General features: G+C 63.9%; 16 protein-coding genes. 10 read left to right on the top strand and 6 right to left on the bottom strand.

Annotated features, from left to right (window positions below; genetic code table 11):
* The first annotated feature begins 46 nt into the window (after window positions 1-46).
* The 5 genes from FQ746_RS18475 to FQ746_RS18455 all read left to right on the top strand — a co-directional run bounded on the left by FQ746_RS18475 (window position 47) and on the right by FQ746_RS18455 (window position 4,464).
* Window positions 47-727 carry an SCO family protein gene (locus FQ746_RS18475; RefSeq protein ID WP_144111045.1) on the top strand — a complete coding sequence of 227 codons (681 nt, stop codon included), beginning with the start codon at window positions 47-49 and terminating at the stop codon, window positions 725-727.
* Window positions 728-760: 33 nt separating this feature from the next.
* Window positions 761-1,870: a COX15/CtaA family protein gene (locus FQ746_RS18470; RefSeq protein WP_144111043.1), complete on the top strand. Its 1,110-nt coding sequence runs from the start codon at window positions 761-763 to the stop codon at window positions 1,868-1,870.
* A gap of 5 nt (window positions 1,871-1,875) precedes the next feature.
* Complete coding sequence (cyoE, locus tag FQ746_RS18465) at window positions 1,876-2,781, top strand: heme o synthase (protein WP_144111041.1); 906 nt, start codon at window positions 1,876-1,878, stop codon at window positions 2,779-2,781.
* Window positions 2,782-2,786: 5 nt separating this feature from the next.
* On the top strand, window positions 2,787-3,404 hold the full coding sequence (locus FQ746_RS18460; RefSeq protein WP_144111039.1) for an SCO family protein: 618 nt from the start codon (window positions 2,787-2,789) through the stop codon (window positions 3,402-3,404).
* Window positions 3,405-3,648: 244 nt separating this feature from the next.
* Entirely contained in the window at window positions 3,649-4,464 is an 816-nt protein-coding gene (locus tag FQ746_RS18455) for a MetQ/NlpA family ABC transporter substrate-binding protein (RefSeq protein WP_144111037.1), read from the top strand.
* A gap of 40 nt (window positions 4,465-4,504) precedes the next feature.
* On the opposite strand, the gene FQ746_RS18450 is transcribed toward FQ746_RS18455, so the two are convergent.
* Complete coding sequence (locus tag FQ746_RS18450) at window positions 4,505-5,431, bottom strand: helix-turn-helix domain-containing GNAT family N-acetyltransferase (RefSeq protein WP_144111036.1); 927 nt, start codon at window positions 5,429-5,431, stop codon at window positions 4,505-4,507.
* 373 nt (window positions 5,432-5,804) lie between these two features.
* On the opposite strand from FQ746_RS18450, the gene FQ746_RS18445 reads away from it, so the two are divergent.
* Genes FQ746_RS18445 through nagE form a run of 5 tightly spaced genes read left to right on the top strand, consistent with a single transcriptional unit; the run spans window position 5,805 to window position 13,179 of the window.
* On the top strand, window positions 5,805-6,539 hold the full coding sequence (locus FQ746_RS18445) for a GntR family transcriptional regulator (protein ID WP_144111034.1): 735 nt from the start codon (window positions 5,805-5,807) through the stop codon (window positions 6,537-6,539).
* A 57-nt stretch (window positions 6,540-6,596) separates the two neighbouring features.
* A complete protein-coding gene (nagA, locus tag FQ746_RS18440; RefSeq protein WP_144111032.1) occupies window positions 6,597-7,700 on the top strand; it encodes an N-acetylglucosamine-6-phosphate deacetylase in 1,104 nt (367 codons plus the stop codon).
* Window positions 7,693-8,700: an SIS domain-containing protein gene (locus FQ746_RS18435; RefSeq protein WP_144111490.1), complete on the top strand. Its 1,008-nt coding sequence runs from the start codon at window positions 7,693-7,695 to the stop codon at window positions 8,698-8,700. The genes nagA and FQ746_RS18435 overlap by 8 nt, the downstream gene beginning before the upstream one ends.
* A gap of 11 nt (window positions 8,701-8,711) precedes the next feature.
* Window positions 8,712-11,336, top strand: a complete 2,625-nt coding sequence (gene ptsP / locus FQ746_RS18430; protein WP_144111030.1) for a phosphoenolpyruvate--protein phosphotransferase — start codon at window positions 8,712-8,714, stop codon at window positions 11,334-11,336.
* A gap of 31 nt (window positions 11,337-11,367) precedes the next feature.
* Window positions 11,368-13,179: an N-acetylglucosamine-specific PTS transporter subunit IIBC gene (gene nagE / locus FQ746_RS18425; protein ID WP_144111028.1), complete on the top strand. Its 1,812-nt coding sequence runs from the start codon at window positions 11,368-11,370 to the stop codon at window positions 13,177-13,179.
* A 62-nt stretch (window positions 13,180-13,241) separates the two neighbouring features.
* Here nagE and cydX read toward each other — a convergent pair whose 3' ends face one another.
* The 5 genes from cydX to rpoH all read right to left on the bottom strand — a co-directional run bounded on the left by cydX (window position 13,242) and on the right by rpoH (window position 17,634).
* Window positions 13,242-13,361, bottom strand: coding sequence for a cytochrome bd-I oxidase subunit CydX (gene cydX / locus FQ746_RS18420; RefSeq protein ID WP_144111026.1), 120 nt, complete (start codon window positions 13,359-13,361; stop codon window positions 13,242-13,244).
* A 12-nt stretch (window positions 13,362-13,373) separates the two neighbouring features.
* Entirely contained in the window at window positions 13,374-14,510 is a 1,137-nt protein-coding gene (gene cydB / locus FQ746_RS18415; RefSeq protein WP_144111024.1) for a cytochrome d ubiquinol oxidase subunit II, read from the bottom strand.
* Between the two features lie 31 nt (window positions 14,511-14,541).
* Window positions 14,542-16,146 carry a cytochrome ubiquinol oxidase subunit I gene (locus FQ746_RS18410; RefSeq protein WP_144111022.1) on the bottom strand — a complete coding sequence of 535 codons (1,605 nt, stop codon included), beginning with the start codon at window positions 16,144-16,146 and terminating at the stop codon, window positions 14,542-14,544.
* Window positions 16,136-16,396 (bottom strand): cytochrome oxidase putative small subunit CydP, encoded by a 261-nt coding sequence (cydP, locus tag FQ746_RS18405; protein ID WP_144111020.1) that lies wholly within the window; start codon window positions 16,394-16,396, stop codon window positions 16,136-16,138. Before cydP ends, FQ746_RS18410 begins: the two co-directional genes overlap by 11 nt.
* A gap of 302 nt (window positions 16,397-16,698) precedes the next feature.
* Window positions 16,699-17,634, bottom strand: coding sequence for an RNA polymerase sigma factor RpoH (gene rpoH, locus FQ746_RS18400; protein WP_144111018.1), 936 nt, complete (start codon window positions 17,632-17,634; stop codon window positions 16,699-16,701).
* Window positions 17,635-17,927: the final 293 nt, after the last annotated feature.

Genomic DNA, 17,927 nt, shown 5'->3' with positions numbered 1-17,927 from the left:
GAAAGCTGCGCGGGCGCGCCGCGCAATCAACGAAAGAGGTTCCGTAGTGTCGACGCAATCACCCCGATCGCCCCGTTCCCCCCGCTCGTCCGCAGACGGCAAACCCGCCGCGTCGAAAGCGATTCCCGGCCAACCGAACGGCAAGGGTTCGTGGGAGCGCGGCCGCTGGATTCTGCTGCTGCTCGCGCTGATCTGCGCCGCTCCGATCGCCGTGTCCTATTTCACGTATTACGTGATCAAGCCGAACGGCGGCAGCACGAGTTACGGCACCCTGGTCGAACCGCAACGTCCGATTCCGGACGGCCTCACGGTGACCGGCGAGGACGGCAAGCCGCTCGCGCTCGCGTCGCTACGCGGCCGCTGGCTGATGATCTCGGTGGACGGCAGCGCGTGCGACAAAGCCTGCGTCACGAAGCTGTACTTCATGCGGCAAATCCGCGCAGCGCAGGGCCCGGAACGCGAGCGCGTCGTGGAGGTGTGGCTGCGTACCGATGCAGGGAAGGTATCGAATGTGATACAAACCGCCTACCCCGACACGCAGATGCTCGTCGCGGATCCGGCCCGGCTCGCGACGTGGTTGCCTGCCGACGCCGGCACGAGCACGACCGACCATCTTTATCTGGTCGATCCGAACGGCAATCTGATGATGCGTTTTCCGAAAGACCCGAACCCGAGCAAGATCAAGGGCGATGTGACCAGGCTGCTCAAATGGTCGAGCATCGGCTGATGCCGGTGCTGCAAACAAGGTAAGACAAACACGATGTTCGTACTGCAACTCGCCCTGATCGGCTTGTGTATTGCGTTGCTGCCGCTGTCCTATGTGTGGGTCAAGGCGGACGACGATAAATTCCGCAAGCTGGTTTGGCTCACCACCTTCCTGACGCTCGACCTGGTGATGTTCGGCGGCTTCACGCGCCTCACCGATTCGGGCCTCGGCTGTCCCGACTGGCCAGGCTGCTATGGCACGTCGTCGCCGTTCGTTGCGCACGCGGCGATCAGCGCCGCACACCAGTTGATGCCCACCGGCCCGGTCAGTATGACCAAAGCGTGGATCGAAATGATCCACCGTTACTTCGCAATGGCGATCGGCGTGCTGATCATCGCGCAAATGCTGATTGCGTGGACCGCGCGCATCAAGCGCCGGCCGCTGAACGTGTCGCCGTGGTGGCCGACTTCGTTGCTGATGCTGATTCTGGTGCAAGGCGCGTTCGGCGCATGGACCGTAACGCTGAAACTGCAACCCGTGATCGTCACGACGCACCTGTTGCTCGGGCTCGCGCTGCTCGGCATGCTCGGCTGGCTGGCGGCGAGGCAAACGCCGTTGCCGGTGATCGAACCCGACGCCGCTCGCTGGCGCGCCGCCGCGCTCTCCGGTCTGGCGCTGCTGATCCTGCAGATCGCGCTGGGCGGCTGGGTCAGCACCAACTACGCGGTGCTCGCCTGCACGGACTTCCCGACCTGCAACGGCCAATGGATTCCGCCGATGGACTTCGCGCACGGCTTCCACCTGTGGCGCGCGCTGGGCATGAACGGCGACGGCGACATGATCACCCAGGACGCGCTGGTGGCGATCCACTGGACGCATCGCACGTTTGCCGTCGTGGTCGTCGCATATCTGTTATGGTTCGCGCTGAAAGTGCGCCGGTTCGAGTCGCTGCGGCGGCCCGCCAACGGCGTCCTGCTGGTGGTGATCATCCAGTTCGTCACCGGTCTGTCGAACATCGTTTTGCAATGGCCTTTGCCCATTGCGGTCGCCCATAACGGGGGGGCCGCGATCCTGCTGCTTCTGCTCGTTATGTTAAACTTTCGGATCGCTTATAGCCGTCCCGGCCGCGCCCTGTTTCCCGCGCGCGACGCCGCGCCAGCGTGACCCACATGGACAGCACAACTCTCCCCCAAACGCCCGGTAGCCGGGTCTCCCAGTATTTCGCGCTGACCAAGCCGCGCGTCACGCAACTCGCCGTGTTCTGCGCCGTCATCGGTATGTTCCTGTCGACGCCCGGCATGGTGCCGTGGACGCCGCTCATCGGCGGCACCATCGGTATCTGGCTGCTGGCCGGTGCGGCGTTCGCTATCAATTGCCTCGTCGAGCAGAAAATCGACGCCAAGATGCGCCGTACTTCGTGGCGGCCATCGGCCCGCGGCGAAATCACCACGCCGCAAATTCTGCTGTTCTCGGCGGTGCTCGGCGGTCTCGGCATGTGGACGCTTTATACGTTCGCCAATCCGCTCACCATGTGGCTCACCATCGCCACCTTCGTCGGTTATGCGGTCATCTACACGCTATTGCTCAAGCCGGCTACGCCGCAGAACATCGTGATCGGCGGCGCTTCGGGCGCCATGCCGCCGGCGCTCGGTTGGGCCGCGGTCACGGGTCACGTGCCGGGCGACGCCTGGATTCTCGTGCTGATCATCTTCGTGTGGACGCCGCCGCACTTCTGGGCGCTTGCGCTGTATCGCCGTAAAGACTACGAAAACGCCGGCCTGCCGATGTTGCCGAACACTCACGGCGAAGCGTACACGCGACTTCATATCCTTCTGTACAGCGTGATCCTGTTCGCGGTCACCATGATGCCGTTCATCTCCGGCATGAGCGGCGTGCTGTATCTGGCCTCGGCGGTGCTGCTAGGCGCGGTGTTCCTCGCGTACGCATGGAAGGTCTACCGGGAGTATTCGGACGATCTCGCACGCCGCATGTTCCGTTATTCGATCGTCTACCTCTCGCTGCTGTTCATCGCGCTGCTGGTCGATCACTACGTGCACGCCGTGATCGGCGTGTAACACCTATGCTCAACCATCGCATCGTGCGGGCGGCGCGTCTCGCCGTGATCGGCTGTGTCCTCGGCGGCGCCGCGCTTCTGGCCGGTTGCGGCAAACAGGCGCCGGCTTTCACGAATCTCGACATCACCGGCAATACGCAGTTCGGCAGTGATTTCTCGCTGCCGGATACGACGGGCAAAGTCCGCACACTCGCGGACTACAAGGGCAAGGTGGTCGTGCTGTTCTTCGGCTACACGCATTGCCCGGATGTCTGCCCGACCACCATGGCCGAACTGTCGCAGGCACTGCAGCAAATCGGTCCTGACGACGCGAAGCGCGTGCAGGTTCTGTTCGTCACCGTCGATCCCGAACGCGATACACCGGCTTTGCTGGGGCAATACACGTCGGCGTTCAACCCGACGTTCGTCGGCCTGCATCCGGCCGACCAGGCCCAACTCACCAAGGTGACCAAAGACTTCCGCGTGTATTACGCGAAGGTGCCCGGTAAAACGCCGGACAGCTACACGATGGACCACACGGCGGCGAGCTTCGTGTTCGACACGGACGGCAAACTGCGACTCTTCGCGCGCGACGGCCAGGGCGCGACGCCGTGGGTGCACGACTTCAAGCTGTTGCTCGACTGAGCGACAAACGAACGCCGCGCGCGTCTGCCGCGCGGCCGTTCTTCGAATTTCCCCGCCACTGTTCTCATGGCCGCCCCGTCAGGATCGATCGACGTCGAGCCGGCATATCCCTATTCGATTTTGATATTTCCCGTCCTGTAGGGCGTATGAGAGCATGGCGGTCCAGTTGGTGGCCCTGCGTCACGAGCGCAGCGGCCGCCGGCTTCCACCCAATCTGACATCGATCAGAAAAAGCGAGAATCACATGCAGCGCAGAAACATCCTCAAAGCCCTTTCTACCCTCGCACTCGCCAGCGCGACGCTCGTCGCCAGCCTCGGCGCACATGCGGACGACAAGGTCATCAAGGTCGGCACGATCGGCGGCCCGGACTCACAAATCTGGGAAGTGGTCACCAAGGTGGCCAAACGCGAAGGCCTGAACGTGAAGGTCGTCGAATTCAACGACTACGTGCAGCCGAACGCCGCCCTCGACGCCGGCGATCTCGACGCGAACAGCTTCCAGCATCAGCCGTATCTCGACAGCCAGGTCAAACAGCGCGGCTACAAGATCGTCAGCGCGGGCCTCACGTATATCTCGCCGCTCGGCATCTATTCGAAGAAGCTGAAGTCGCTGAAGGATCTGCCGCAAGGCGCCAGGGTGGCGGTGCCCAACGACCCGTCGAACGAAAATCGCGCGCTCCTGCTGCTACAAACGCAAGGCCTGATCACGCTGAAGGCGGGCGCCGGTACCGACGGCAATAACGCCACGCCGCTCGACGTCGCTACCAATCCGAAGAAGATCAAGCTGGTCGAACTCGACGCCGCGCAACTGCCGCGTTCGCTGTCGGACGTGGACGCCGCGGCGATCAACACGAACTTCGCGCTGGCCGCCGGTCTGCAGCCGACCAAAGACGCCATCGCGCTCGAAGGCATTCACAGCCCGTACGCGAACCTGATTGCCGTGCGCGCGCAGGACAAGGACAAGCCCTGGGTGAAGAAACTCGTGGCGGCTTACCAGTCGGAAGACGTGCGTCAGTTCATCAAGACGCAGTTCAAGGGTGCGGTGGTGCCGTCGTTCTAACGACGGCGCGATCGTGATCGGGCGCGACGGAACAGCCGCTTCAAAGGTCCAGTTCCCAGCGCTCGATCGTCATCTCCTGACCGAAGCGATGCGCGGGCGCCTTGCCCGCCTGCCGGAACCCGGCGCGCTCGAACAGTCGCAGCAGTCCATCCAGCACGCTCGCCGTGGTCAGCGTGAGCTTCGTGTAGCCTGCGCGGCGCGCGAAGCCCACGCACTCGCCGAGCAGTTGCGTACCGATGCCGGAGCGCTGCACGTCCGGTTCGACCCATAACAGCTTGACGCCCGCCACCGTCGCCGACACCGCGACGACGCACGCCGAGCCGACCACCATGCCGCCCTGATCGGCCACCCAGCACGTCTCGCGCGGCGAGTCGTCGCGCTGCGTGTAATCGGCGACGATGCGCGCCAGCAATCCTTCGAACGAAGCGCCCCAACCATACTTCGCGGCGAACCACTGCGCCTGCCGGTGGACGAGCCAGCTGCACTCGCCTGCGCGCGGCTGCCGCAACGTCACGGCCCCGACTCTCGGCGCCGGATTGAGCATGCGCTCGATCAACTTCATCGCGACGATCATCTGTTCCTGGCTGAGTGCGCTCAGGCCTTCGAGCAATGCCGAGACCTCGCACAGCGCCGCGTTATCGAGCGGGACATATACCGTCCGGCCATGTTCGGTGAGACCTAGCAGCGACTGTCGCGCATCCGTTTCGGACGGGCGGCGGGTAATCAGGTCGCGCCGCTCGAAGCTGGTCAGCAGGCGGCTGAGATAACCGCTGTCGAGTCCCAGCGAGCGCCCGAGTGCCGACGCGGTCTGGCCGTCCTTGCGATGCAACTCGTGCAGCACGCGCACTTCCGTCAGCGAGAATTCGCTGCTGGCCAGGCCCTCATGGAGCGCGCCGATGTACTGCGTGTAAAAACGATTGAAATGACGGACGGCATGTGCGCGTTTTAGCGCTTCGGAATCGGTCACCTGCGGCTCTCTCGAAATTTTTGATCGTTTAGTACACAGCACTATATGGGAAGGGGTTCTTTTAAAAAAGCACAGGCGAATCACCGGGTTCGCAAACTGGTATTCGACAGGTATTTACCGTAAGGCGAGTGTTAGTCATGGATGAATACCAGTCGTCCTGAAATTCGTTTTTATACCAGACCAGTCAGGGTAAATACCGAGTGTTTCTTTGTTGTGAAAAAGCTGGGCGAATAGGGCTGTAAAGGCCGTCCAGTAAGACTTTGAGAAACATCATACCAAAACGGAATGCGGTGGTTGACTGGTATTGTTGTGGTTATATAATGGGCTCTCGTTTTTTTTGGTCGTACTCACCCCATTCGTCCGGTGGAGCCCCATGGAGACACGCTGGTCCGCGCTGACGCCCGACGCTCGCAACGTTACGCCGCTCTATTTGCAACTCGCCCGCAATCTGGCTACTGCAATTCACTGCGGCGTGTGGTCGGCGGGCGAGGCACTGCCTTCGGAGCGCACGTTGTCGGACGCGATCGGCGTGTCGCGCATTACGGCGCGTAAGGCCATCGAATTGCTGGTCGAGCAGGGCTTGATCCGGCGCGCGCGTGGCGCAGGCAGTTTCATCACGCCGCGTGTCGAAGATCCGCTTTCGCGGCTCACCGGTTTCACGAAGAAGATGCAGCAACGAGGTTTCCAGCCGGACTCCGTCTGGCTCGAGCGCGAGATCCGCGCGGCGAATCGCGACGAACTCGTTCACCTGGGCTTGTCGCCAGGCGCGGCGGTCGCGAGTTTGCGGCGGTTGCGGCGCGCGGACGGCATCGTCATGGCGGTCGAGCACTCGGCCTTACCGGTGGCCGTTGTGCCCGAGCCGCAGGCTATCGGCATCTCGCTCTACAGTTATCTGGAACAACGCGGCGCGGCGGTCGTGCGCGCGTTGCAGCACTTTCGCGCGGTCAACGCGTCGAGCGAGATCGCAACGTTGATGGATGTCGAACCACGCTCGGCGCTGCTGGTCATTACCCGTATCGGTTATAGCGCCGACCAGCGCGCAATCGAACTCACGGACACGTACTGTCGCGACGATTACTACGACTTCGTGGCTGAACTGCGGACCTGACCCGGCGAGCCACGCCTCGTTCGCCCCTATTCGCATCACGTCTTACCAGAGAGACTCATGCTCAACGGAAACATACTCACCTCCGACGGCTGGATTCACGGCACGCTCGAATACGAAAACGGCCGCATCGTTGCGCTGACCGGCGACCCCGTCGATCCGTCGACGAACGATTCGCCGTACATCCTGCCGGGCTTCATCGACCTGCACGTGCACGGCGGCGGCGGCGCCGACGTGATGGAAGCGGGCGACGCGATTCACACCATCACGCGCACGCATGCTCGCTACGGCACGACGAGCCTGCTCGCCACCACCATGACCGCGCCGCGCGACGAACTGATGAGCGTCGTCGCCGGTCTCGGCGATCTCGCGCGGGTGCGCACACCCGGCGGCGCGCGCGTACTGGGCGTGCATCTGGAAGGTCCGTACATCAACCCCGGCAAACTCGGCGCGCAGCCGGACGCGGCGGTCTCGGCGGTGCTGGAAGAAGTGCAGAAGTATCTGTCGATCGCGCCGATCCGCGTGGTCACGCTGGCGCCCGAAATCGCCGGTCACATGGACATCATTTCGGAGATGGCGGCGCGCGGTGTGCGCGTGCAGCTCGGCCATTCGCTCGGCACCTACGACGACGCCGTCGCCGCGCTCAAGCATGGCGCCTGCGGCTTCACGCATCTGTTCAACGCCATGTCGCCGCTGCACCATCGCAATCCGGGACTGGTCGGCGCCGCGCTCGCGCATGCCGAATACGCCGAAATCATCCCTGACCTGCTGCACGTTCATCCGGGCGCGATCCGCACCGCGCTGCGCGCGATTCCGCGTCTGTACGTGGTGACGGACAGCACTTCCGCCACCGGCATGCCCGACGGCGAATATCGCCTCGGCAGCCAGCACGTGACGAAGTGTCTCGGCGGCGTGCGTCTCGCCGACGGCACGCTTGCCGGCAGCACGCTGACGATGGATCAGGCGCTGCGCAATCTGGTGTCGCTCGGCTTGCCGATGGCCGACGTATCGAACCGTTTGTCGCGTTACGCCGCCGACTATCTTGGCATCGAAGACCGCGGCCGCATTGCCCGCGGCGCGTGGGCCGACCTGGTCGTGTTCGATCGCGAACTGGCGCTGTGTGCAACTTACGTCGAAGGAGAAGCAATTGTCGAACATGCTTAACGAGGCGCTGGCGTCCGCCGAGACGGTCGCCGCGCAACTCACGGACACCTCGCGCGTCGAGGCGCTGGCCGCGAAGCTCGCGCAGCAGCCGCGCCATGTCGCGTTGACGGTCGCGCGCGGCAGTTCGGACCACGCTGCCAGTTATTTCGCGAGCCTGACGATGAGCCGGCTAGGTGTGCCGGTGGCGTCGTTGCCGATGTCGGTCGCGACGTTGCAGCAAGCACCGTTGCAGGTGCGCGATCAGCTCGCGCTGGCTTTCTCGCAGTCGGGTAAGAGCCCGGACCTGATCGGCACGATGCAGGCGCTGCGCAACGCCGGCGCGCTGACGGTGGCCGCGGTGAACGTGCCGGGCTCGCCGCTCGCCGACGCGTGCGAGTTCGATCTGCCGCTGGTTGCCGGTCCCGAACTCAGCGTCGCCGCCACCAAGAGCTATATCGCGATGCTGTCGATCGGCGCGCAACTCGTTGCGCACTGGCAGAACGACGCCGCGCTGCTCGGCGCATTGAACACCTTGCCCGACGCACTGCGCGTGGCGGGCCGGCTCGACTGGTCGGCGGCGGTGGAAGCCTTGCGCGGCGTCGAGCGAATGATCGTGATCGGCCGCGGTCTGGGCCTCGCCATCGCGCAGGAAGCGGCGCTCAAACTGAAAGAGACCTCCGGCATTCAGGCCGAAGCGTTTTCGAGCGCGGAAGTGCGGCATGGTCCGATGGAGCTGATCGATCGCGACTATCCGTTGCTGGTGTTCGCGCCGCGCGGACCTGAACAGGCCGGTCTGCTGCAACTCGCCCGCGACATGCAGGCGCGCGGCGCGCGCGTGTTGCTCGCGGCGCCGGACGACGTGCCCGAAGCCACGCTGCCGCTCGCGAACACGGCTCACGCGGCGCTCGATCCGATCGGCGCCATCCTGTCTTTCTACGTGATGGCCGCCGGCCTCGCTGCCGCGCGCGGGCGCAATCCCGACGCGCCGCGCCATCTCAACAAAGTCACCGAAACTCACTGACGAGAAAGCCGATGAGACGTGTCGAGGAGTCCCGCTTGAAGAGCCATTCCGAAGGCCATGTAGTGCTGCTTGCCCCGCTGACCGGTCCGGTCGTGCTGCTTGCCGACGTCCCCGACCCGGTGTTTTCGGGCGGCATGTTCGGCGACGGTATCGGCATCGATCCGCTCGAAGGGCGGCTCGTCGCACCTTGCGACGGCACCGTTACCCATCTTGCGCGCACCGGTCACGCCGTGACGCTGGCTACGGCCGAAGGTGCGGAAATCCTGCTGCATATCGGCATCGATACGGTCGAGCTGAACGGCAAGGGCTTCGCGCCGATGGTCGCTCAAGGCGAGCACGTGCGCGCGGGCCAGGTGTTGATCGAGTTCGATCAGGACCAGATTGCTTTGCACGCGCCGAGTCTGATTTCGGTGATCGCCATCGCCAATTCGGATGCGTTCGAGATTGTCGAGCGCGTCGAAGGCGCGCGCGTGCTGGCCGGGAACACGCCCTTGCTGGTGCTGCGCGCTCGCGATGGTGCGCAGGCCGAGGCGTCGCGTCGCGCGAGCGCCACCAATGTCACCGAAGAAGCACGCCGTCAGGTCGTGCTGGTCCAGGCGGGCGGGCTGCATGCCCGGCCGGCGGCGCGTGCGCGTGAAGCGGCGCGCGGTTTCGATGCGCGCGTCGAAGTGCGCTACGAAGGCCGCAAGGCGGCGATCGAAAGCGTGGTCGGTTTGCTCGGCCTGGGCGCGGGCGAAGGCGCGACGGTCGAACTGCTCGGTGTCGGGCCGCAAGCGCAGGCCGCGATCGATGCCATCGCGCATGAGTTGACGCGTGAAGCGCACGGTGAAGTCGAGACGAAACCGGCGCGTACCGCATCGCTTGCGCCGCCATCGCCGCCATCGCCGCCGTCCTCGAACGCGACCATGACGCCGCCGGCAGCCGCGCAAGCTCCCGCGCCGAACACGCTCGCAGGCGTGTGCGCATCGCCGGGTATCGCGGTCGGCAAACTGCTGCGCTGGGACGACGCCGATCTCGATCCACCCGAGCAGGCGGGCGGCACGTCCGCGGCCGAGAGCCGCTTGCTCGACAAAGCCATCGCAACCGTCGACACCGATCTCGACACGGTCGTGCGCGATGCGTCGCAGCGCGGCGCGGTAGGCGAAGCCGGCATCTTCGCCGTGCATCGCGTGCTGCTCGAAGACCCCGCGCTGCTCGACGCCGCGCGCGATCTGATCAGCCTCGGCAAGAGCGCGGGCTTCGCGTGGCGCGAATCGATCCGCGCGCAGACCGCGATCCTCGCGAACATCGACGACGCGTTGCTGGCTGAACGCGCCGCCGATCTGCGCGATATCGAGAAGCGCGTACTGCGCGCGCTGGGTTACACGAACTCTGCGGCGCGCACGCTGCCCGAAGAAGCCGTGCTGGCCGCCGACGAGTTCACGCCGTCCGACCTGTCGTCGCTGGATCGCACGCGGGTGACCGCGCTCGTGATGGCGCGCGGCGGTGCCACTTCGCATGCGGCAATTCTCGCGCGGCAAGCCGGCATCCCCGCTTTGGTCGCCATCGGCGATGCGCTGCATGCCATTCCCGAAGGCACCGAGGTGGTCGTGAACGCGACGACCGGCCGGCTCGAATTCGCGCCGACCGGGCCCGACATCGAGCGCGCGCGGGTGGAGCGTTCGCGTCTCGCCGACGTGCGCGAAGCCAACCGCCGCACATCGCAACAGGCAGCGGCGACCACCGATGGCCGCGCGATCGAAGTCGCGGCCAATATCGCCACGCTCGACGACGCGAAGACCGCCGTCGATCACGGTGCCGATGCCGTCGGTCTGCTGCGCACCGAACTGCTGTTCATCCACCGCGCGTCGGCGCCGAGTACGGACGAGCATCGTCAGAGTTATCAGTCGATCGTGGATGCGCTGGGCGGACGCACGGCGATCATCCGCACGCTCGACGTCGGCGCGGATAAGGAAGTCGATTACCTGACGCTGCCGCCCGAGCCGAACCCGGCGCTCGGTCTGCGCGGTATCCGTCTCGCGCAGGTGCGCCCCGATCTGCTCGACGAGCAGTTGCGCGGCTTGCTGGCGGTGCGGCCGCTGGGCGCCGTGCGCATTCTGTTGCCGATGGTGACCGACGTGGGTGAGTTGATCCGGATTCGCCAGCGCATCGACGAGTTGTCGCGCGAGTCGGGGCGCACGGAGCCCATCGAAGTGGGCGTGATGATCGAGGTGCCGTCGGCCGCGCTGCTGGCCGATCAACTCGCGCGACACGCCGATTTTCTGTCGATCGGCACCAACGATCTGACGCAATACACGCTGGCGATGGACCGCTGTCAGGCCGATCTGGCCGCGCAGGCAGACGGCTTGCACCCGGCCGTGCTGCGGCTGATCGCCGCGACCGTCCACGGCGCGGGCCAACATGGCAAATGGGTCGGCGTGTGCGGTGCGCTGGCGGGCGATCCGCTCGCCATGCCCTTGCTCGTCGGGCTAGGCATCACCGAGTTGTCGGTGGATCCGGTGTCCGTGCCGGGTATCAAGGCGCGCGTGCGCAATCTCGATTATCAGCTGTGTCGTCAACGTGCTCAGGATGCGCTGGCGCTCGAGTCGGCACAGGCCGTGCGCGCGCTGAGCCGCACGACCTGGCCGCTGGATTGAATTCACAACAAGACAAGGATTGGAGATAACGATGGATGGAAATCCGTTTCTGAAAATTCAGCGGCTGGGTCGCGCGCTGATGCTGCCGATCGCGGTGCTGCCGGTTGCCGGTCTGCTGCTGCGCCTCGGTCAGCCCGATGTGTTCAACATCAAGATGATCGCCGATGCGGGCGGCGCAATCTTCGACAACCTGCCGCTGCTGTTCGCGATCGGCGTGGCGGTCGGCTTCGCGAAAGACAATAACGGCGTGGCGGGTCTTGCCGGCGCGATCGGTTATCTGGTCGAGATCGCGGTGATGAAGGACATCAACGACAAGCTCAACATGGGCGTGCTGTCCGGGATCGTGGCGGGGATCGTCGCGGGGCTGCTGTACAACCGCTACAAGGACATCAAGCTGCCCGACTACCTCGCGTTCTTCGGAGGGAAACGCTTCGTGCCGATCGTCACCGGCGTGGTGTGTCTCGCGCTCGGCATCGTGTTCGGCTATGTCTGGCAGCCGGTGCAGGGCGTGATCGATACGGCCGGTCACTGGCTGACCACCGCCGGGGCGCTCGGCGCGTTCGTGTTCGGCGTGCTGAACCGGTTGCTGCTCGTCACCGGGCTGCATCACATTCTGAATTCGCTGACGTGGTTCGTGTTCGGCACGTTCACGCCGCCGGGCGGCGCGGCCGTGACGGGCGACCTGCACCGCTTCTTCGCGGGCGATCCGAGTGCCGGCACGTTCATGACGGGCTTCTTCCCGGTGATGATGTTCGGCCTGCCGGCCGCGTGTCTCGCGATGTTCCACGAAGCGCCCAAGGAACGCCGCGCGGTGGTCGGCGGTTTGCTGTTCTCGATGGCATTGACGTCGTTTCTGACGGGCGTTACCGAGCCGATCGAATTCAGCTTCATGTTCCTCGCGCCGGTGCTCTACGTGATTCACGCGTTGCTCACTGGGCTGTCGCTGGCGATCTGTTCGGCGCTCGGCATTCACCTCGGCTTTACGTTCTCGGCGGGTGCGATCGACTACGTGCTGAACTACGGGTTGTCGACGCGCGGCTGGTGGGCGATTCCGATCGGTCTCGTGTACATGGTCGTGTATTACGGGTTGTTCCGTTTCTTCATCCGCAAGTTCAACATGGCGACGCCGGGCCGCGAGCCGGTGTCGGCCGACGAGCAGACCGGTACGCCGGATGCGTCCGGCGCCGCTGGTGTCGGCTCGCCGGTCGCGGGTCTGGCGCTGCCGCGTGCGCAGCGTTATATCGCGGCGTTGGGCGGTGCCGCGAATCTGTCGGTGGTGGATGCGTGTACGACGCGTCTGCGTCTGTCGGTGGTCGATTCGGGCAAGGTGTCGGAAGGCGAACTCAAGTCGGCCGGCGCGCGCGGCGTGCTCAAGCGCGATGCGAAGAACGTGCAGGTGATCATCGGGCCGGAAGCGGACATCATCGCGGACGAAATCCGGACGGTGATCGCACAGGGTGGTGGTGAGGCGGTGAAGGCGCCCGTTGCGACTGTCGCTGTTGCCGCCGACACGCCGGTGGCAAACACTGCCGGCTTGCAGCAGGGCGCTGGCGCTGGTGTTGGCCCGCTCGATCCCGAGCCCTTGCGTTGGCTCGCCGTGTTCGGCGGCGCGGGCAACGTGGTGTCGCTGGATGCAGTCGCCGCGACGCGTTTGCGGCTCGTGGTGCGCGATCCTTCGGCGGTGGATCGGCAACGTCTGGCCTCGCTCGATACCGCGTGGGTCGCGGCGGATACGTTCCATGTCGTGGTCGGTGAAGCAGCGCCGCGTTACGCAGCGCAACTGTCGACACGCCTGACGCCAGTCGGCAGCAGTACCGGCGGCGCCGCGCCTTTACCTGCGTGATGCGTTGAAACAGAAACGGCACCTTGAATTCAAGGTGCCGTTTTTTTTATGTCGTCGCTATTTCAACGGGCTTTACTGCGCTTCTCCGCGCCATTCGAAGCGTTCGACTCCAGCCACATGACGTTGACGATGCCGAACGCCAGCGCCACACCAATCCCAAGAATCCAGGTGAAATACCACATCGCAAACTCCGGTTAATACATCGAATGATGGTTTTCCTCGAGCGCGGCGGCGGTGACTTTACCGCGCATCACGCGATACACCCAGCTCGTATAGATGAGGATGAGCGGCAGAAAAATGGCCACCGCCACCAGCATGATCTGCAGCGTCATGCGGCTGGAGGTCGAGTCCCACACGGTGAGGCTGCTGCGGCCATCGAGCGAGGACGGCATGATGAACGGAAACATCGAAAAGCCGGCCGTCAGGATCACGCCGATCACCATCAGCGAGGTCGAGAGAAACGCGCTCTTTTCGAAGCGCGAACGGGCGAGCAACAGGGCGAGCACGCCGCCTGCGAGGCCCGCGACGGGCGCGACGACCATCCACGGATAGGTCGCGTAGTTGGCGAGCCACAAGCCCGGCGCGCCGATCACGTTCTTCATGAGCGGATTGGCGACCGTGTCGAGCGGCGCTGCATCGACGATCTGGTAGCCGCCGATCAGCGTCGCGATCAGCGCACCGGCCGCGACGAACAGCACGACGCCGCTCGACGCCGCGACGCGCAGCGCGAACGAGGCGCGCGCGTTGATCACGCCGTCGGTCTTCATCTTCACGAAAGCTGCGCCGTGCGCGGCCAGCATCGCCACGCTCACGAGTCCGCACAGCACCGCGAACGGGTTGAGCAGCGCGAAGAAGCCGCCGTGGTAGGTGACGCGCAGATCGGTATCGAATGAAAACGGCACGCCTTGCAGCAGGTTGCCGAACGCCACGCCGAACACCAGCGCCGGCACGAAGCCGCCGACGAACAGCGCCCAGTCCCACGCGGTGCGCCAGCGCGGATCGTCGCGCTTGCCGCGATAGTCGAAGCCGACCGGCCGGAAGAACAGCGAGAACAGCACCAGCAGCATCGCGAAGTAGAAGCCGGAGAACGACGCGGCGTACACCAGCGGCCACGCGGCGAACATCGCGCCGCCGGCCGTGATGAGCCAGACCTGGTTGCCTTCCCACGTCGCGCCGACCGTATTGATGACGATGCGCCGCTCGTCGTTGCTCTTGCCGATGAACGGCAGCAGAATCGCCGCGCCCATGTCGAAGCCGTCGGTGAGCGCGAAGCCGATGATCAGCGTGCCGATCAACACCCACCAGATCAGTTTGAGGGTTGCATAATCCATGATGATTTTCCCTTGAACGCTGTGGTGCCGGTCAGGCGGCGGGGTGAGTCGGCAGCGGCGCATTCAGCGGCGCGCTCTTTTGCTCGACCTCGTGGTAATAGCGGCCCGTGTGAAGCGACGACGGGCCGAGCCGCGCGTACTTGAACATCAGCGTGATTTCGATGATGAACAGCACCGTGTAGAACACCACGAAGCCCGCAATACTCAGGTACAGGTCGCGCGGTTGCAGGCTGGAGGCCGACAGGTTGGTCGGCAGAATGCCGGCGATGGTCCATGGCTGACGGCCCACCTCGGCGACGATCCAGCCGAACTCGGCGGCGAGCCACGGCAACGGAATTGCCCACAAGGCCCAGCGCAGGAACCAGCGGCGCTTTTCCAGCAACAGCGAGCGTTGCGCGCAAAAGTAGAACGCCAGCACGAAGGTGAGGAGGAACAGCATGCCGAGTCCCACCATCAGGCGGAACGAGAAGAACACCGGCGCGACCGGCGGAATCGTTTTCCTGGCGGCTTGGGCGATCTGCTCCGGCGTGGCGTCGGTGACGTTGGCCGTGAACTGCTTGAGCATCAGACCGTAGCCGAGGTCCTGCTTGTGGGCGTCGAACGCGGCTTTGGCTTCGTCCGTGACGTCGCCCTGCTTGAGTTTTTGCAGCGCCGCGTAGGCCAGCATGCCGTTTTTGATGCGCACTTCGTTGTGCGCCATCAGGTCTTTCAGCCCGACCACGGGCTCGTCGATCGAGCGGGTCGCGATAATGCCGAGCGCGTACGGAATGCGGATCGCGTAGTCGGTGCGCTCTTCCTTCTGGTTGGGAATCCCGATGATCGTGAACGGTGCCGGCGCGGGCGCGGTTTCCCATTCGGATTCGATCGCCGCGAGCTTGACCTGCTGGACTTCACCGGTGCGGTAGCCGGATTCGTCGCCGAGCACGATCACGCACAACGTGGAAGCGAGACCGAAGCCGGCGGCAATCGCGAACGAACGCAGCGCGAACTCGGTATCGCGCCGCTTGAGCAGATACCACGAGGAAATGCCGAGCACGAACATCGACGCCGTGACGTAGCCGGCCGAGACCGTGTGCACGAACTTGACCTGCGCGACCGGGTTGAACAGCACGGAGAAGATGCTGTCGAGTTCCATGCGCATGGTCTGGTAGTTGAACGTCGCGCCGACCGGATTGTTCATCCAGCCGTTGGCGACCAGGATCCACAGTGCCGACAGGTTCGAGCCGAGTGCGACGAGGAACGTGACCATCACGTGCTGGACGCGCGAGAGCCGGTTCCAGCCGAAGAAGAACAGGCCCACGAAGGTGGATTCTAGGAAGAACGCCATCAGGCCTTCCACCGCGAGCGGCACGCCGAAAATATCGCCGACGTAGTGCGAGTAATACGACCAGTTGGTGCCGAACTGAAATTCCAGTGTCAGTCCGGTGGTCACGCCCATGGCGAAGTTGATGCCGAACAGCTTGCCCCAGAACTGCGTCATGTCCTTGTAGATGGGCTTGCCGGTCATCACGTAGACCGACTCCATGATGACGAGCAGCCAGGACAAACCGAGCGTGAGCGGCACGAAGAGAAAATGATAGAGCGCCGTGATGGCGAACTGGAGACGCGAGAGTTCGACGACTTCGCTAACGGGCATGGCGATCACCTTGGGACGAATGCGCGACAGGTACGGACAGGAGCGCTTGCGCGACCTGTTCAGGCGGCAGCGACATATGGTCCGCCTGCGGATGATTGAAAAACGTGTACTTGAGCGCCATCAGCAAAACGAATTTGATGGCGAGGACGATGGCGATGTCGCGGGCCAGCGTGGGGCCACGCACCCAGCCTGCGAGACGTCGACGCAGGCTCGGGCGGGGCGCGTTACTACGCTTGATGGCGATGGTCATGATCGGTCGAAGGTGACTTCATACCGGTGAATCCGGCGGCGCCAGGCGGTTTCGGGTCTGGCGAATGCATACCGATTCTAGGAGCAGGACCCGGCGCCGATGGGCGCGTCGCTGCGACATTCGGTCGCGAAATCGATCCTGTTCAAACAGTATTGATAGGTGGTTTGTGATACGTCAAGAAACGACTGTTTGAACCGCATGGGCTACTAAGGCGTGGGCTGGCGCGAAGGCGCGGCCGCGGGGCGAAAAAAGCCCCGCCGTTCTTGCGAGGGCGGGGCTTTTTTGAGGCTTGGTGCTCCGAGTTATGCGTACTCGGCTAACGCACCGCGCATCTTCTTCATGGCGCTGGCTTCGATCTGGCGGATACGCTCGGCCGACACGCCGAATTCGTCGGCCAGTTCGTGCAGCGTGGAGCCGCCCGAACCATCGTCTTCCACCTTCAGCCAGCGTGCCTCGATGATGCGGCGGCTGCGGGCGTCCAGCGCGTCCAGCGCGCTCGCGATGCCGTCGCTTTGCAGCTTGTCGCGTTGCCGCGAAGCCAGCACCGCGGTCGGCTCGCTGTGCGAGTCGGCCAGATAGGCGATGGGCGCATACGATTCTTCGCCGTCCTCCACTTGGCCTTCCAGCGCGATGTCGCCGCCGGACAGACGCGTTTCCATCTCGGATACTTCTTCGCGCTTCACATTCAGTTCCTGCGCGAGACCTTCGATCTCGTCCGGCGTGAAGGCGCCCAAACCCTGCTTGTGGCTGCGCAGGTTGAAGAACAGCTTGCGCTGCGCTTTGGTGGTGGCGACCTTCACCATCCGCCAGTTGCGCAAAATGTATTCGTGGATCTCAGCCTTGATCCAGTGCATTGCGTACGACACCAGACGCACGTTCTGCTCCGGATCGAAGCGCTTGACGGCCTTCATCAGGCCGATGTTGCCTTCCTGGATCAGGTCGGCGTGCGGCAGTCCATAACCCAGATAGTTGCGCGCGATGGAAACGACCAGCCGCAGATGCGACAGGACGAGGCGGCGTGCGGACTGCAGGTTGTCCTGCTCGCGAAATTCGGTGGCGAACTGGCGTTCTTCTGCCGGCGTCAGCATCGGAATCCGATTAACGGCCTGGATGTAGGCGTCGATATTGCCCAGTTGACCGGGCAGCAGCGAGGAATGCGAGAGCGCCAGTGCACCTGCCGAAGCGGCCTTAGCCGACGACGGGCTCAGAATACTCGGAAGGGTCATTGCATGGCTCACGTGGAAAACTCCTTTGGAATCAGACAAAAGCGTACTCAGGTAACGACTCCAGCGTTGGATGTTAGCACTCTGATTTACCGAGTGCTAATACTTAGAGGCTGTAGGGCCATCCAAGTTCCGAAAATTCCTATTGAAATTTCAGTTCCGATAGCCATCTTACGCTCCTTCTCCTGTCGCCGTGTGATGCGTACAATTTACCTAACAAACCGCCTTCATCAAGATAAATGACCGATATTTTCTGTTTTCGAAGTGAGTAATTGCTAAAAAATACATTTCTTCCCACGATCCGCCAA

Source organism: Paraburkholderia sp. BCC1886, assembly GCF_900996245.1.
Lineage (GTDB): Bacteria > Pseudomonadota > Gammaproteobacteria > Burkholderiales > Burkholderiaceae > Paraburkholderia.
Note: the sequence above shows the minus strand (reverse complement) of the source record. Positions and strands in the feature narration are given on the sequence as shown.

Bases quoted from the DNA above. Each gene is read 5' to 3' on its own strand.
- FQ746_RS18470 (WP_144111043.1), top strand. From the start codon at position 761: ATGTTCGTACTGCAACTCGCCCTGATCGGCTTGTGTATTGCGTTGCTG.
- cyoE (WP_144111041.1), top strand. From the start codon at position 1,876: ATGGACAGCACAACTCTCCCCCAAACGCCCGGTAGCCGGGTCTCCCAG.
- FQ746_RS18460 (WP_144111039.1), top strand. From the start codon at position 2,787: ATGCTCAACCATCGCATCGTGCGGGCGGCGCGTCTCGCCGTGATCGGC.
- FQ746_RS18455 (WP_144111037.1), top strand. From the start codon at position 3,649: ATGCAGCGCAGAAACATCCTCAAAGCCCTTTCTACCCTCGCACTCGCC.
- FQ746_RS18445 (WP_144111034.1), top strand. From the start codon at position 5,805: ATGGAGACACGCTGGTCCGCGCTGACGCCCGACGCTCGCAACGTTACG.
- nagA (WP_144111032.1), top strand. From the start codon at position 6,597: ATGCTCAACGGAAACATACTCACCTCCGACGGCTGGATTCACGGCACG.
- FQ746_RS18435 (WP_144111490.1), top strand. From the start codon at position 7,693: ATGCTTAACGAGGCGCTGGCGTCCGCCGAGACGGTCGCCGCGCAACTC.
- ptsP (WP_144111030.1), top strand. From the start codon at position 8,712: ATGAGACGTGTCGAGGAGTCCCGCTTGAAGAGCCATTCCGAAGGCCAT.
- nagE (WP_144111028.1), top strand. From the start codon at position 11,368: ATGGATGGAAATCCGTTTCTGAAAATTCAGCGGCTGGGTCGCGCGCTG.
- cydX (WP_144111026.1), bottom strand. From the start codon at position 13,361: ATGTGGTATTTCACCTGGATTCTTGGGATTGGTGTGGCGCTGGCGTTC.
- cydB (WP_144111024.1), bottom strand. From the start codon at position 14,510: ATGGATTATGCAACCCTCAAACTGATCTGGTGGGTGTTGATCGGCACG.
- FQ746_RS18410 (WP_144111022.1), bottom strand. From the start codon at position 16,146: ATGCCCGTTAGCGAAGTCGTCGAACTCTCGCGTCTCCAGTTCGCCATC.
- cydP (WP_144111020.1), bottom strand. From the start codon at position 16,396: ATGACCATCGCCATCAAGCGTAGTAACGCGCCCCGCCCGAGCCTGCGT.